Annotated in this window: 12 protein-coding genes; 6 read left to right on the top strand and 6 right to left on the bottom strand. The window is 60.8% G+C overall.

What is annotated here, in order from left to right; genetic code table 11:
- Positions 1-167 precede the first annotated feature (167 nt).
- A complete protein-coding gene (gene gyrB, locus JHD80_RS03250) occupies positions 168-2,606 on the top strand; it encodes a DNA topoisomerase (ATP-hydrolyzing) subunit B (RefSeq protein ID WP_199084941.1) in 2,439 nt (812 codons plus the stop codon).
- A 567-nt stretch (positions 2,607-3,173) separates the two neighbouring features.
- On the opposite strand, the gene JHD80_RS03255 is transcribed toward gyrB, so the two are convergent.
- The 6 genes from JHD80_RS03255 to JHD80_RS03280 form a co-directional block, all read right to left on the bottom strand.
- Positions 3,174-3,584: a hypothetical protein gene (locus tag JHD80_RS03255; RefSeq protein ID WP_199084942.1), complete on the bottom strand. Its 411-nt coding sequence runs from the start codon at positions 3,582-3,584 to the stop codon at positions 3,174-3,176.
- Between the two features lie 39 nt (positions 3,585-3,623).
- Entirely contained in the window at positions 3,624-4,829 is a 1,206-nt protein-coding gene (locus JHD80_RS03260) for a fumarylacetoacetate hydrolase family protein (RefSeq protein ID WP_199084943.1), read from the bottom strand.
- A gap of 180 nt (positions 4,830-5,009) precedes the next feature.
- A complete protein-coding gene (locus JHD80_RS03265) occupies positions 5,010-6,527 on the bottom strand; it encodes a UxaA family hydrolase (RefSeq protein WP_199084944.1) in 1,518 nt (505 codons plus the stop codon).
- 101 nt (positions 6,528-6,628) lie between these two features.
- The gene (locus tag JHD80_RS03270; RefSeq protein WP_199084945.1) at positions 6,629-7,306 is read right to left on the bottom strand and encodes a DUF4286 family protein; all 678 of its coding nucleotides are present in this window, start codon (positions 7,304-7,306) and stop codon (positions 6,629-6,631) included.
- 105 nt (positions 7,307-7,411) lie between these two features.
- Positions 7,412-8,419 carry a Gfo/Idh/MocA family protein gene (locus JHD80_RS03275; RefSeq protein ID WP_199084946.1) on the bottom strand — a complete coding sequence of 336 codons (1,008 nt, stop codon included), beginning with the start codon at positions 8,417-8,419 and terminating at the stop codon, positions 7,412-7,414.
- Positions 8,420-8,453: 34 nt separating this feature from the next.
- Positions 8,454-9,206 carry an SDR family NAD(P)-dependent oxidoreductase gene (locus JHD80_RS03280; protein WP_199084947.1) on the bottom strand — a complete coding sequence of 251 codons (753 nt, stop codon included), beginning with the start codon at positions 9,204-9,206 and terminating at the stop codon, positions 8,454-8,456.
- Between the two features lie 110 nt (positions 9,207-9,316).
- Between JHD80_RS03280 and JHD80_RS03285 the strand changes: the two genes are divergently transcribed.
- The 5 genes from JHD80_RS03285 (at position 9,317) to JHD80_RS03305 (ending at position 14,567) form a co-directional block, all read left to right on the top strand.
- Complete coding sequence (locus tag JHD80_RS03285) at positions 9,317-10,117, top strand: IclR family transcriptional regulator (RefSeq protein WP_199084948.1); 801 nt, start codon at positions 9,317-9,319, stop codon at positions 10,115-10,117.
- Positions 10,118-10,286: 169 nt separating this feature from the next.
- Complete coding sequence (locus JHD80_RS03290; RefSeq protein ID WP_199084949.1) at positions 10,287-11,339, top strand: sn-glycerol-3-phosphate ABC transporter ATP-binding protein UgpC; 1,053 nt, start codon at positions 10,287-10,289, stop codon at positions 11,337-11,339.
- Between the two features lie 75 nt (positions 11,340-11,414).
- Positions 11,415-12,353: a carbohydrate ABC transporter permease gene (locus JHD80_RS03295; RefSeq protein WP_199084950.1), complete on the top strand. Its 939-nt coding sequence runs from the start codon at positions 11,415-11,417 to the stop codon at positions 12,351-12,353.
- A 10-nt stretch (positions 12,354-12,363) separates the two neighbouring features.
- Positions 12,364-13,212, top strand: coding sequence for a carbohydrate ABC transporter permease (locus JHD80_RS03300; protein ID WP_199084951.1), 849 nt, complete (start codon positions 12,364-12,366; stop codon positions 13,210-13,212).
- Between the two features lie 56 nt (positions 13,213-13,268).
- Positions 13,269-14,567, top strand: a complete 1,299-nt coding sequence (locus tag JHD80_RS03305; RefSeq protein ID WP_199084952.1) for an ABC transporter substrate-binding protein — start codon at positions 13,269-13,271, stop codon at positions 14,565-14,567.
- Positions 14,568-14,574: the final 7 nt, after the last annotated feature.

Raw genomic sequence — 14,574 nt, forward strand, 5'->3', positions numbered from 1 at the left:
GATCGCCCGGGATGACGGCGTGTTTCCATCGCGCAATTTCGGGGACGAAACCGCCCCTCCGCGCGCACGTACGCGTAGGCGCGTGAAAAAGCCATCGTCAGACCCTATATTGTGATTTCGAATCAGGAACATCGCGGGCGCCCGCTCGCCCGTACAGGGACCACTTCATGACCGATGCCGCGCTCAGCGCCCAGCCCGACGACTACGGCGCCGATTCCATCAAGGTTCTCAAGGGCCTGGACGCGGTGCGCAAGCGGCCGGGCATGTATATCGGCGATACCGATGACGGCTCCGGCCTGCACCACATGGTCTACGAGGTCGTCGACAACGCTATCGACGAGGCGCTCGCCGGCCATGCCGATCTCGTCACGGTGACGCTGAATGCCGAGGGATCGGTCACCGTCAGCGACAACGGACGCGGCATTCCGACCGATATCCACAGCGAGGAAGGCATCTCGGCGGCCGAGGTCATCATGACCCAGCTCCATGCCGGCGGTAAGTTCGACCAGAACTCCTACAAGGTTTCGGGCGGCCTGCACGGCGTCGGCGTCTCCGTCGTCAACGCGCTCTCGGTCTCGCTCAAGCTGCGCATCTGGCGCGGCGGCAAAGAGCATTACATGGAATTCCGCCATGGCGACGCAGTGGCGCCGCTCGCCGTCGTCGGCCCGCAGGGCGACAGGCGCGGCACCGAGGTGACCTTCACCCCTTCGCAGGAGACCTTCACCAACGTCGACTTCGACTACAAGACGCTGGAGCACCGCCTGCGCGAGCTCGCCTTCCTGAACTCGGGCGTCCGCATCGTGCTGACCGATGCGCGCCATGCCGAGGTCGTGCGCGAGGAGCTGATGTATGACGGCGGCGTCGAGGCCTTCGTGCGCTATCTCGACCGCGCGAAATCGTCGGTGATCGAGAAGCCGATCATGCTGACCTCGGAGAAGGACGGCATCACCGTCGATGTCGCGCTGTGGTGGAACGACAGCTACCACGAGAACGTGCTCTGCTTCACCAACAACATCCCGCAGCGCGACGGCGGCACCCATCTCGCCGGCTTCCGCGCCGCGCTGACGCGCCAGATCACCGGCTATGCCGAAAGCTCCGGCATCTCCAAGAAGGAGAAGGTCTCGCTGACCGGCGACGATTGCCGCGAGGGCCTGACCGCGATCGTCTCGGTCAAGGTGCCCGATCCGAAATTCTCCTCGCAGACCAAGGACAAGCTGGTTTCCTCGGAAGTCCGCCCGGTCGTCGAGAACGTCGTCAACCAGGCGCTGTCGGAATGGCTCGAAGAGCATCCGGGCGAGGCCAAGACCATCGTCGGCAAGGTCGCGGAAGCCGCAGCCGCCCGCGAAGCCGCCCGCAAGGCGCGCGACCTCACCCGCCGCAAGGGCGCGCTGGATATCGCCTCGCTCCCGGGCAAACTGGCCGACTGCCAGGAGCGCGACCCCGCCAAATCCGAACTCTTCATCGTCGAGGGTGACTCGGCCGGCGGCTCCGCCAAGCAGGGCCGCGCTCGCGAATACCAGGCCGTGCTGCCGCTGCGCGGCAAGATCCTCAATGTCGAGCGGGCTCGTTTCGACAAGATGCTGTCGTCGGACCAAGTGGGTACGCTGATCACGGCGCTCGGCGCCGGTATCGGCCGGGCCGAGGCCGATCAGGGCGGCTTCAACCTGGCGAAGCTGCGCTACCACAAGATCATCATCATGACCGACGCGGACGTCGACGGCGCCCATATCCGGACCCTGCTGCTGACCTTCTTCTACCGGCAGATGCCCGAGCTGATCGATGCCGGGCATCTCTTCATCGCGCAGCCCCCGCTCTACAAGGCGGCGCGCGGCAAGAGCCATGTCTATCTCAAGGACGAGCGGGCGCTGGAGCAGTATCTGGTCGACTCGACGGTGGACGGCGCGACCTTCCGCACCAGCGAGGGCGTCGAGCGGGCCGGCGCGGATCTGCGCGCCCTGATCGAGGAAGCCCGCAACGTCCGCAACGCGCTGGCGCAATTGCATTCGCGCTATGACCGCCGCGTCGTCGAGCAGATGGCCATCGCCGGCGTGCTGCACCCGATCACCGAGGATGACGAGGCCAAGGCGAACGAGGCGGCGGCCACTATCGCGCGCCGGCTCGACGCGATCTCGGACGAGCTGGAGCGCGGCTGGGAGGGCAAGGTCAGCGAGGGCGGCTTCGTGTTCTCGCGGATGATCCGCGGCGTGAAGCAGGCGGCGACGGTCGATGCCGGCCTGCTCGCCAGCGCGGAAGCCCGCAAGCTCCACGCGGCGACGGCCTCCTTGCAGGAAGCCTATGCCAAGCCCGGCGTTCTCAGCCGCAAGGGCGACGACTTCACGGTCAACGGCCCGAGCGACCTGTTCGACGCGGTCTCGACCATCGGCAAGAAGGGCGTCTCGCTGCAGCGCTACAAAGGCCTGGGCGAGATGAACCCGGACCAGCTCTGGGAGACCACGCTCGACCGCGACGTGCGCTCGCTGCTGCGCGTCAAGAACGACCAGAACGACGAGGCCGACGATCTCTTCGTCAAGCTGATGGGCGATGTCGTCGAGCCGCGCCGCGAGTTCATCCAGACCAACGCCCTGAACGCGACGGTCGACATCTGATCACCGCGGCGCCTTGTAGGGGCACGCTAAAGCCTGACTCCTAGGCCGGGTATTCAGACTCAAATGACGTAGATCGTCGACTCAAGTTGATGATGGACGTTATAGAGCTCGGAGCCTTGGGCGAATGCGCGAGCGACTTGGGCGATTGGGTAACGCGCGGTTTCGCGCGGCGATCATCGAACTCGGCATTTTGTCTGGTGTTCGCACGATCCGGCCTGCCGGCACTACCGGCAGGACGCGTAGATGCATGTAGGGTCCGGTAGGGCCTATTGGGATAGGCAGGCACCGCTAGCGTTGCAGCGTGGTCCTACTGACACATGTCCTGGGTAGTGCCGTCTCGAAGAAATTTGATCGTTGGGCTTGGAATTGACTGATCGGTCGTCTCAGTTACTGGAACGGACAAAACCTGCCCTGAAAGGGCCGGTTTCTGTAGCACTCACTCAGGAAGGCGAACGCAGCCAGGCCGAACTGGCTGACGCCAGCAAGCAACGGGTACGCGAACTGCGGTCACAGGCCCGAAAACAAAAGCGTGCGAAGAAGACGCCCTGCTAGGGCGGATTTGCCGCTTTAGGCTGCTGACCAGCGGTTTTGGGTAAGGCTATCCAGTGCGCGTAGAGCTTGCTCCCGGTCGTAGATGTAGCCGCCGAGCTCGGAGTACGGAGCGATCGGAGGCACCCCCAGTCGCTGTAAGGCGGCAACCGCGGTCATCGAGCCCTTTTTGCCGATATGTTCCGAAGCCTCCGTAGCGAGGATATAGGTTTTCTCGAACCGCTCGACCTCTTCCAAGGTGAAGACGACGGAATGGCCGCGCTTCTCCCCGCGGAGGATGCCAGAACGGACCAGATTAGCCATTAATTTTGAGACGATCCGAAGCCTTGCTCCCACGTCACCGGACGGGAGGACGGGGATTTCTGCAATTTTCGCCTGCCTGTCCTCCTTTGCTTGCCGCTCGGCCTCGAACTGCCGGGCCGCGCTCAAGCGAGCTGACGCGGCAAGGCTTTGCCTTGCACTCGTATGCTAGGGAATTAGCGGGCTTCCGCTGAGGAGGCCACGCTGCGCGAGATTCATCATCAGCTCGCCCAAGCCGTAGGTCCAAGGCTCACAGGAGGAGCTCGGCTTCATCCGATTTGTCAGCGCTCCCAAACCGGAAGCCGCGATGGTGACGATGTCGCCGGTCTTGTGCGTGAACCCCATTCCAGGCACGTCGCGATCCTGCGTCGGCGCGAACATCGTGCCGAGGAACAGGACGAAGCCGTCGGGATACTGGTGGTGCGGACCGAGTGTCTGGGCCACGAGATCTTCGGGATCGCGACTGATTTCAGCGATGGACGACGCGCCTTCCATCACGAAGCCGTCCTCTCCTTCCACCGTCAGTGTCACTGTCGTCTTGCGGACGTCATCGAGTGAAAACGTCTCGTCGAAAAACCGAACGAAGGGTCCGACGGCACAGGAGGCGTTGTTATCCTTTGCCTTGGACAGCAGCAAAGCAGAACGGCCTTCGAAATCTCGCAGATTCACGTCATTGCCCAATGTTGCGCCGACGATCCGACCGTCGGCAGTGACCACGAGCACAACTTCGGGCTCTGGGTTATTCCAAGTCGACCGTGGATGAAGTCCGGCATCCATGAAGGCGCCAACAGCGGAGAGAGTGGGCGCCTTGGTGAACACCTCGGCATCCGGTCCGATTCCCACCTCGAGGTACTGGCTCCAGGCGCCCTGAGCGACGAGAACTTCCTTGAGCCGCGTTGCCTCCGGCGAGCCGGGCTTGAGCTTCCTCAGATCATCACCAACCAGTCGCAGGACTTCCGATCGAATAGCCGCTGCGGCGCTAGCATCTCCTCGCGCCCGCTCTTCGATGACGCGTTCCAGCATGGACACCGCGAACGTTACGCCGGCAGCTTTCACGACCTGAAGATCGATGGGGGCTAGAAGCCAAGGACGCGACGTATCCCTGCTGTCCGGCGCTGTGTTCGCGAGGATCTCATCAAGGGACCCCACCCGTTCGCCCACGGCTGACGTCAAAATGCGCGCCGGATCGTCGGTGGCCGCAAGCCGGCTCATCGTGGGGGAAAGGGACGAAATGTCGAATACGCCATCCTCTCGGATCGCAACGACCGAAGGCCCGATACCGGGGCGCCATACTCTCCCCGCAAGCGCGCCGTTGAAGCCATCGGCGGGCAGGGTTCGACCGAGGTGGGCGTGGCGCGAAGCCGTTGAACTCATGTCGTGTCTTCCGTTCAGGTGTCGAAACCAAGGGGCCGCGTCCAATGACGACGGCGGCCAGACGTTCCAGGCGAGCTTCGCTAGGTGTTCTCGAACTGGCGGGAGGCAGGACCGCTGTTGGATCCCTCCAATCGCGCAGCACAACGTCGGCTTCGAGGAGAGCGCGGGACGCCCGCCGCGTCAGACCGTGACGCCGAGCGGCCAAGGGGCGAACTCGGCAGAGCCGAAGTCAAACAGCTCGCTCTTGGTTCTCTCGCCGGAAGCGACCTTTAGGATGCGCTCGAAAATCCGCTGTCCGGACTCTACAACGCTCTCCTCACCGTCGAGGATCGTGCCGCAGTTTACGTCCATATCCTCTTCCATCCGCTTGTAGAGAGGAGTGTTGGTTGCGATTTTGATCGACGGCGCCGGCTTGCAACCGAAGACGCTTCCGCGCCCGGTGGTGAAGCACACGACGTTTGCGCCACCCGCAACCTGACCGGTCGCCGCGACGGGATCGAAGCCTGGTGTGTCCATGAACACGAACCCCTTGGCGGTCGCGGGGTCGGCGTACCTGATCACGTCCACGAGGTTGGTGCTTCCAGCCTTGGCCATCGCGCCGAGAGATTTTTCAAGGATTGTCGTGAGCCCACCAGCCTTGTTGCCGGGGGACGGATTTGCGTTGATCTCCGCCCCGTGCTTGCGAGTGTATTCCTCCCACCAGCTCATGAGGCTTACCAGCTTTTCGCCGACCTCTTGGCTTACGGCTCGACGAGTAAAAAGATGCTCGGCGCCGTAGGTCTCGGTCGTTTCCGATAAGATTACCGTACCGCCATTGCGCACGACGAGATCGCTTGCAACGCCGAGAGCGGGGTTGGCCGAGACGCCCGAGTAGCCGTCCGAGCCGCCGCATTGCAGTGCGACTTTGAGCTCGCTCGCCGGGACTGTCTCTCGATGGACCTGGTTCGCGTCGACAAGGACCTCGCGCACAAAGTCCATGCCGGCCTCTACCGTCTTACGGGTGCCGCCCATGGCCTGAATGTCCATGTTGCGGATGCGGTCGGTCAGGTTGTGCTCCTTCAGCATCGCGCTGATCTGGTTCACCTCGCATCCCAGTCCCAGCACGATGATGTGGGAGAAATTCGGGTGTCGCGCGTAACCTGCAAGCGTGCGCCGCAAGAGTTGGAGAGGCTCCCCATCGGCCATGCCGCAGCCGGTCTTGTGCGTGAGTGCGACAACGCCATCGACGTTCGGATAGTCCGCGAGTGGCTCGATCCCCATCAGTGGATGCCGCTTGTAGGCGTCGGCTACGAGGCCCGCCACGTGGGCGCTGCAATTCACCGAGGTGAGGATGCCGATATAGTTCCGGGTGGCGACGTGGCCGCCGGGACGGCGAATGCCCTCGAATGTCGCAGGGACCTCGACGTAGTCGGTCGGCTTCGCGTCTTTGCCGTAGGCATAGTCCTTCGCAAAATCCCCCATGCCCAGATTGTGAACATGAACATGTTCCCCTGGGGCAATGTCGGTGGTCGCGAAGCCGATGATCTGATTATAGCGGCGCACCGCCTCTCCGCGGGCAATTGGTCGGACCGCGACCTTGTGCCCTGCAGGAATGCGAACGGAGGTCACAGCCCCGTCGGCAAGGGGCGTACCAACCAGTAACGCCGTACGCGCGATGACGACATTGTCGTCGGCATGGAGGCATATAACTGGCTGCATCGTCCTGAATTCCTGTTGGTGAGGCCGCACGTCGACGAGGCGTACGGTGCGCTTTTGGGCCGCCTTAGGGCACCAGCACTGGTGCCCTAAGGCGGATGGCATTATCGAGCGTCGACGAGGTCAAACTGCAGACTGTAGATGCCCTGCTGAGCCTCCAGAGCGCCCAAATCACGAAGAGCCGCATCGCTCAAATGAGTGGACAGGGCGTTCTCGACCGCTTCCCGCGTAGCGCCTTCGACCATCACGACCCAGCGGGGAACCATGTTGGCGGCGCGCCCCCGCTGCTCAGCCGTTTTGACATTGCTCGCGCTCTCATCGGCCCGGCAGACATGAGCTGCGGAAATAGCGGCCGCCTTCGCCACCTCAGGCAGGATGGAGCCGGAGATTGCTTTCAGGAGCTCCGCGTCACGAGCAGGATCGGAGTCGAAACGGATCGTGCCGATAAAGCCTCCCGAGCCCGCGCCCAGCGAGAGCTCCACATCGCAGAGCGAACGAGAGGTGTTCCTGAAGTGCTGAACCGAGCGCGTAGTCCATTCGGTCGGGCTGTTCAGTCGCGCCAGATAGTCCGCGCCGGTGAGCACCGACTTGTGCTCAACCTCGTAGAGCGTGAAATACTCCGGCGTCCCCGATAAAGCGATGTAACGGCGACCGCGCAGAAAGCCCGGAATACCGACCCGTTCCGGGATATGCTCGCGATCGTGCCATTCGTAAAAATTGGCACGGCCTTCATCGGTGATATCGTTCCAGATGGCGATAACGCCTGATCCTGACAAAGACATGGGAAGCTCCTCGCTCGTTTGTTTTCCCGTTGCGTTCGAACGGCCCGAAAGGCCGGCGAACGCGATAGCGTCACAGCTGGATTGAGCTACTGGCCGGGTCTGGACCTACAGTGCGTGTTCGACAGTTTGGGGCGTGCCGCCGTTGGCTGCGGAACGGTATGCTGCCTCGAGGACGGCGATCGCATGTTCCGCCTCGCGTAGACCTGCGATTGGTGCTCGGCCTTCGGCCAGATCCACCCAACTGCGTCTGAGAAACACCGGGTAATATTCGTCGGTATTAAACTCGACAGTGGCGGACCGCCCCGGCTGCTCGTTGCGTCCCTTCACGTAGAGCTGGTCAGCATACGCTCGCACGTAAGAGGAGGTGTGCGAGATCGAAAACGCGAAGTCCCGCTGGTCTTCCGCCGTTGACGGATACAGGTATCCGGTTTCGATCATGCCAATTTGGCCAGCTGCATTCTGGCAGGTCAGTATGGCCTGCTCGTCGACGGAGACGTCGTGGCGGAACGTCCGGGCCTGAGCCGAAACCTGGGTTATGGGGGCGGCCGTCAGAGCCGAGATCAGGTCGATAAAATGAATGCCGACATTCAGGAGGGAACCCCCGCCTGCCTGTTGTTTATCGAGCATCCAGCTGTTCCCGTTTCGCTCATAGCGATCAGCGAGACCCACGATGAATCTGAAGGACAGATGTTGAAAGCCTTCCGGCGTAAAACCTTCGGCGGGCGAGAGGCATGAAGCCCAATCGCTTACCCGGTTGATAAACGGAACGCTGACGTAAACGCTCCGCCGCTCCGCCAGCTGCCGGATGCGGCGAACCTCTTTCAGATTGAGGCCGCAAGGCTTCTCGATCAGGAACGGAATACCGCGGTCGGTGAGGCGTTCGGCCAAGGCAGCCATCCTGGAATGGCGGCTGAACACGAGAGCGAAATCGAAATCCGCTTTGAGCAGCTCTTCGTTCGAGTGGAAAAGCTTGCAGTTCAGCTGCTCCGCGAAACGCGCTCCCGCAAACGCTTCGCTATCGGAGATGCCGACTACTTCGACCCCCGGATCGCTCAGCGCGGGGATGTAGAGCGGGAAATGCCAATGACTGACGTCGAATATTGCGATCTTCATAGGAAGCTCCGTGACAAAGCGAGTGTTGAGTCACTCAATCCATGTAGGAGCCGCCGTTGACGCTTAGGGTCTCCCCGAAGATGTAGCTAGCGTCGTCGGAAACGAGGAAGGCGGTTGCGCGACCGATCTCTTCAGGGCGCCCGAGGCGGCCTGCGGGAATGCGCGAAATCGTCGTCGCCCTCATGTCGCTGCTCATCCCATCGGTGAGCTCCGTTGCGAAGAGTCCGGGGGCGACGGCATTGACGTTGACGCCAAATGGGGCAGCGTAGAGCGCTAGAGATTTCGTCAGGCCGATAATTCCGGCCTTGGCAGCGGTATAATGCGCATTGCCGATGAAATCGCCGCGCTTTCCGGCTACGGAACTGACGTTGACGATTTTGCCGTACTTCTGCTCTTTCATGCCGGCGAGCACGGCCTGACAGCAATTGAACGAGCCTTTCAGATGGATGTTGAGCATCCGATCCCATTTTTCCGGGGTGATCTCGGGGAAGCTCACGAAATCCCCGATGCCGGCGTTATTGATCAGAATGTCCACCCGGCCGAATTCAGCCCGGATTTTTCCGAAGGCTTCCTCGACCTGATCGGGTTCAGCCACATCGAAGGCTATAGGACTGGCTTTGCCGCCTGAGGCCCGGATGGACGCTGCGGTCTGTTCGGCGGGTTCGATCACGCGATCGGTGATGACCACATGAGCACCGCGGCCGGCGAGAACCTCGGCAATGGCTTTGCCCAATCCGCGGCCAGCGCCTGTGACCACGGCGATCTTTCCCGACAGCTCGTGCTGCATTGGTAACTCCCGGATTTTCTAGGCGGGTAATTGGGGCGCACAGGTTTGCGAAACTCAGCGAATTGTGCTAGTGGAATGACGTTCCAGCAACCTCTTTGCTACGTGGTGTCATGCGGCTTGTCAAATCCCTCGTCGAACGCTGCTTCGACCTCATCACTTTGCTAAGCGAGAACGCTGGCGCCATGTCGCTCGGCGAGATCAGCAGGCGCCTCGACGTACCAAAGAGCGGCGCCCATCGGCTCGTAACCACCCTATGCGACCTAGGATGGGCAGAGCAGGATGCCGATAGCGGCTTCTATCGCCTGTCTCTGCGCCTAGCAGTTGTAGGACAAAGACTACTGGTCGGAACGCGCATACCGGACATTTGTCAGCCGATTTTGGATAGGCTGGCAAATAGCACCGAAGGACTCGGGAGAATTGCGATCGTCGACCCCGATGGCTTAACCTGGATTGCTCATTCGCAAGGCGCTCGTTCCGGGCTTATTTATCAGCCAGAACTCGTGGCCAAAGTGCCTTTGCACATGACCGCCAATGGCAAAGCTTGGCTATCGACGCTCAACCGAGACGAGGCCTTAGCTCGTGCCGTCGCCAGCGGTCTGGGTCGAACCGATATCGGCGGCCCCCGCGTCATCACGACAAAGCAGACTTTTTCCGCCGCTCTGGACGAGACATTGGAGCGAGGATGGGGCTCGGCGATTGAAGAGGCCGAGCCTGGCGTGGCGGCCATAGCCGCTCCGATCCGCGTCGGTGATCAGGTGGTTGGCACCGTGAGTGTTGCCGGCCCTATCCATCGTTTCTCTCCGCTAGTCGTTCCAGCAGTAGGCGAGCAGGTGAAGGCAGCTGCGCAGGAGCTTTCAGCCCTTTGGCCCTACAGAATCGCCACGCCAACGAGGCAGGCCACGAGCGCCTAATCCTCTCAACATACTGAAATTATTGTCGAACAATCTTTATTGCGCCGCCTAATGTTGCGGCCGCGAGGAGATAATTGACAAAAAGCTCGTTAACGGAATACCATTCCACTAACAGCCAGCAGACTGGCCAACCAAAAAACACCCGCTTCGCGGATCAGGGAGAAAACAAGTGGCGAACGTTGAGCTCAAAGCGGTCCGGAAGACGTACGGCATCGCCCCTGTGATCCACGGCGTGACGGTCGACATTCGCGACGGTGAGTTCGTGACCCTGGTCGGCCCGTCAGGGTGCGGGAAGTCGACCCTTCTGCGCATGATCGCGGGCCTTGAAGATATTTCGGGAGGGGAGATCCAAATAGGCGGCCGCACGGTGAATAACGTTCCGCCGAAGGAGCGCGACATCGCGATGGTCTTCCAGAACTACGCGCTGTACCCCCATATGACCGTCGCCGAAAACATGGGCTTCTCCCTGAAGCTGAAGAAGGCTCCGCGTGAGCAGCGCGAAGCTGGTGTGCGGCGTGCCGCTGAGATTCTGAGCCTAACAAAGCTGCTTGACCGGTATCCCCGTGAACTGTCTGGCGGCCAGCGTCAGCGCGTGGCGATGGGCCGCGCGATTGTCAGAAATCCGCAGGTCTTCCTCTTCGACGAGCCGCTCTCCAACCTCGATGCCAAGCTCCGGGTGCAGATGCGCACGGAGATCAAGGAGCTGCATCAGCGCCTGAAGACCACGACCGTTTACGTGACGCACGACCAGGTCGAGGCCATGACCATGGCCGACAAAATCGTAGTGATGCATGATGGGATTGTGGAGCAGGTCGGCGCCCCGCTTGAGCTGTATAACAACCCCGCCAACATGTTTGTGGCTGGGTTCATCGGCTCTCCGGCCATGAACTTCCTGAAAGGCAGCTGCGAGAACGGCCGGTTCCTGCTTGAGGACGGATCGACGCTGCCTCTGCCGTCACGCCTCGCGCATCTGTCGTCCGACGCGGTCTACGGTGTGAGGCCCGAGCATCTCGTTCGCAGCGATGACGGATTGGCTCTTACAGTAGCCGTTGTCGAACCTACGGGCGCTGAGACACAGGTCATTGCTCGGCACGGGTCGCACAGCATCGTTTGCATTTTCCGGGACTCGGATTTGCCGCAGCCTGGCGAAACCATTCGAGTCAGGCCGGATGTTTCGCGCGTTCATCTGTTCAGCGAACGCGACGGACGCCGCCTCTCCTGAGTGCCGAAGCATTTTCTCCCTAGCTGCATCGTGCGCGATTGCAGCTGTGGTCGAGAGAACTCGAACGGAATCAAAATGTCAGCAAGCCCCACACAGGCCGCGATCACCTCTCCCAGCGCTGGTCTTCTAGGCGACGCGCCGGATGCAAGCAGCCAAATTCGCTTCTCTTGGGCTCCCTATCTTTGGTTCGCCCCAGCGATCGTGATCCTGTTTCTTGTCACCCTCTACCCGACGTTCTTCGTCACCTGGCTTAGCTTTCAGAAAACTCGGTATTACGAGCTGACTGGTTTCGTAGGTCTGGCCAATTATGCTGAGGTTTTCGGTTCCTCAGCATTCTGGGACACCGTGTTCGTCTCGCTGGCCTACGTTGTAGGCTCGCTCGCAGGTGCGCTGGTTCTCGGTATGGCGGCCGCCCTCGTGCTAAACAACGCGGGCCCGACCGGCACCGTCCTGCGAGTGTTCATTCTATTCCCCTGGACGCTGTCGATGTCGGTTGTCGGCAGCATCTGGCTTTGGCTTCTGAACCCGTCTTTCGGACCTATCCCCTATCTGATGCACGTCGCCGGGATCGAGCCAGGCCTCATGTTGGGCGACCCGAGCCTCGCGTTGCCCCTTATCATTGTCGTCACCGCCTGGTGGTCGTTTCCTTACGTCATGGTCATGGCCACCGCTGCCATGCAGTCAATTCCGAAAGAACTCTACGAAGCCGTGGAAATTGATGGCGGAGGGGCGTTCATCAAGTTTCGGTATGTCACGCTGACGCAGATCCTCCCAACGCTGGGTAGCACCGCGCTTACCCTGTCGATTATGTACCTGACCCTGATGACTCTGATCATCGTCATGACCGGCGGCGGACCGCTTGGGTCGACGACGACCCTCAGTTTCGAGGCTTTCCGTGGAACCGTACAGGCCGTCAACATAGGCCCAACCGCGGTTGTCTCGATCGTCGTCCTCCTGATCAACGTCGCCCTTGGCGTGATCTACACCCGGCTCACTGGCCGCGTCACTGGATAGGATTTTACAGATGAGCGCAGCTGTATCGACTGGCCGCCAGACAGGGCGCGTCCCCGCAATCCTCCTGTCGTTCGTTTTTGCGGTCGTTGTTCTCGGGCCGGTGGTCTGGGCTCTTGCGACCTCATTCAAAACTGAAGTTGAAGCGGTGGCCGTGCCGCCCACCCTCTGGCCCAGCGCGGCAACGCTGGAAAACTATTTCAAGGTCTTCCGCGATCAGTCGTTCGCTCGTGATTTCTGGAACTCTGTCATTTACGCCGTTGGAGCGGTGGCGGTCGCACTGCTGGTCGGCATTCCCGCTGGTTACGCTGCCGCTCGCTTTTCCTTCAAAGGCAAGCGAGCCCTCATGCTCGTGATCTTGGCGACATCGATGGTCCCAGGTGTCGCGTTGCTTGTGCCCACCTACTACCTGCTCGACACACTCGGGCTGCTCAACAGCGGCATTGTTGTGACGATCATCCTAGCGGCCCGGATCATTCCCCAGACTGTGTGGTTCATTGCCAACTTCGTAGAGGCCGTTCCGATCGAGATCGAAGACTCGGCGTTTATGGATGGGGCGAACCGCTTCCAGATCATTTGGAACCTGATTCTGCCGTTAATCCGTCCTGGTATCGCGGCCGTCGCGACGATTGGAATTGTGACAACTTGGAACGATTACATCACTGTCGCGGTGTTCGCGCCTGAAGTCGCTAAGAGGACACTTCAAGTTGCGCTAGTTAATCAAGTGTTCGACGCGATCGGAATCTCCTGGTCGTACATGATGGCCTTCGTTGTGATCGCGTCAATGCCGGTCATCCTTATGTTTGGCCTTGTCCAAAAATGGTTCATCTCCGGACTTACTGCCGGCGCGGTGAAGGGCTGACGGACACTTTTCTATGCCTTGCCCGTGTAGAACTACAAACTAGAGAGGGAACAACTATGGACGTTAAGTCTCGTCGAGCAATTTTCAAGACAGCTGCCGCATTTGCCGTCTATGCGAGCGTTTCCGCCGCACTCACCGGCAACGCCGCCGCTCAGGGCACGGAGATCGTCTATTCGACCTTCCTCGACCCGAACAACGCCAGCGACCCGCGTGCCGCGGCCCAGACCAAGATGATCCAGGCTTTCGAGGCCAAGAACCCCGATATCAAGATCAAGCTGCTTGTCGACCCGACCCTTCAAACTGTCGCAAGAGCCATCAAATCCCGCAGCGAGACCCCAGACGTCGTCCGTATCGTCGGGTTCGCGATTTCCGAATTCGCGGCGACCGGAAACATCGCCCAGCTCGATGATCTGGTAAAAAAGGACGGCATCCCAGTTGATGACTTCCTTCTGCCGCTTTCGACCGCCCAGGTGGACGGAAAGCTTTTCAGCCTTCCCCAGGATTTCCGGATTCCGATCCTCTTCTATCGGAAAGCGGCCCTGAGGGAAGCCGGCGTGACCCCGCCGAAGACCTGGGACGAGGTCTGTGCAGCAGGCGGAAAATTCACGCAGAACAACGTAGCGGGATTTGCCGTTCCTCTGGGCGCGACCGGCGGTCTCGGAGGCGCTCAAGGCCTCGGCGAGTTCTTTATCAGTTCGATGTTCCCGGGAAACAATGGCCAGTATTTCGGCCCGGGGGGCAAAATCGCCTTCACCAAGGAAGACTTTGTTCGGGCAGCCCAGACGATCAAGGACCTCTATACGACGTGCAAGGTGACGCCGCTCCGCAGCGCTCAGATGGGGATCAACGAGGTGCATGATGGCCTCAGGTCCGGCACCATTGCGATGACGAACTTCGGGCTCTATCGCTTTAAGACCATTCAGCAGCAAGGCGGCGGCGACGATCTTGGGTGGGCGCCTGCGCCATCGTACTCCGTCACCGATAAGCAGACGGTCTACAGTTATCATATCGCCTTGAACAAGCAGTCCAAGAAACAGGACGCCGCATGGACCTTCATCAAGTTCATGATCAGCCCCGAGGCTCAAGCGCTCGCGGCCGAGGGCGGCGAGGTCGTTTCGCGGAAGTCGGCGTATAGCGCCCCTTACTTCCAGACCGAAGCAGCGGCCAACCAGAAGCAGTGGGCCGATCTCATCGCCCAACGCGGTCGCACCGTTGGCTACACGCCGATCCTGTCTGCCTTCCACACCATCGTCGGCGAAGCATTTCAGAAGATCGTGCTGCGCGGCGAGACCCCAGAAAGCGCCTACGCTGAAGTCGTGAAGCGTTACGACGAAGCGTTGGCCAAGGCGCAGTGAGCGCCGG

Origin of the sequence: Allobosea sp. ASV33, assembly GCF_016428755.1 — a bacterium.
GTDB lineage: Bacteria > Pseudomonadota > Alphaproteobacteria > Rhizobiales > Beijerinckiaceae > Allobosea.

What these genes read in the sequence shown, in the direction of transcription:
- JHD80_RS03280 (WP_199084947.1), bottom strand. Translation starts at nt 9,206, where the DNA reads ATGCAGCACGAGCTGTCGGGAAAGATCGCCGTGGTCACAGGCGCTGGC.
- JHD80_RS03270 (WP_199084945.1), bottom strand. Translation starts at nt 7,306, where the DNA reads ATGTCTTTGTCAGGATCAGGCGTTATCGCCATCTGGAACGATATCACC.
- JHD80_RS03285 (WP_199084948.1), top strand. Translation starts at nt 9,317, where the DNA reads ATGCGGCTTGTCAAATCCCTCGTCGAACGCTGCTTCGACCTCATCACT.
- gyrB (WP_199084941.1), top strand. Translation starts at nt 168, where the DNA reads ATGACCGATGCCGCGCTCAGCGCCCAGCCCGACGACTACGGCGCCGAT.
- JHD80_RS03295 (WP_199084950.1), top strand. Translation starts at nt 11,415, where the DNA reads ATGTCAGCAAGCCCCACACAGGCCGCGATCACCTCTCCCAGCGCTGGT.
- JHD80_RS03260 (WP_199084943.1), bottom strand. Translation starts at nt 4,829, where the DNA reads ATGAGTTCAACGGCTTCGCGCCACGCCCACCTCGGTCGAACCCTGCCC.
- JHD80_RS03305 (WP_199084952.1), top strand. Translation starts at nt 13,269, where the DNA reads ATGGACGTTAAGTCTCGTCGAGCAATTTTCAAGACAGCTGCCGCATTT.
- JHD80_RS03300 (WP_199084951.1), top strand. Translation starts at nt 12,364, where the DNA reads ATGAGCGCAGCTGTATCGACTGGCCGCCAGACAGGGCGCGTCCCCGCA.
- JHD80_RS03275 (WP_199084946.1), bottom strand. Translation starts at nt 8,419, where the DNA reads ATGAAGATCGCAATATTCGACGTCAGTCATTGGCATTTCCCGCTCTAC.
- JHD80_RS03265 (WP_199084944.1), bottom strand. Translation starts at nt 6,527, where the DNA reads ATGCAGCCAGTTATATGCCTCCATGCCGACGACAATGTCGTCATCGCG.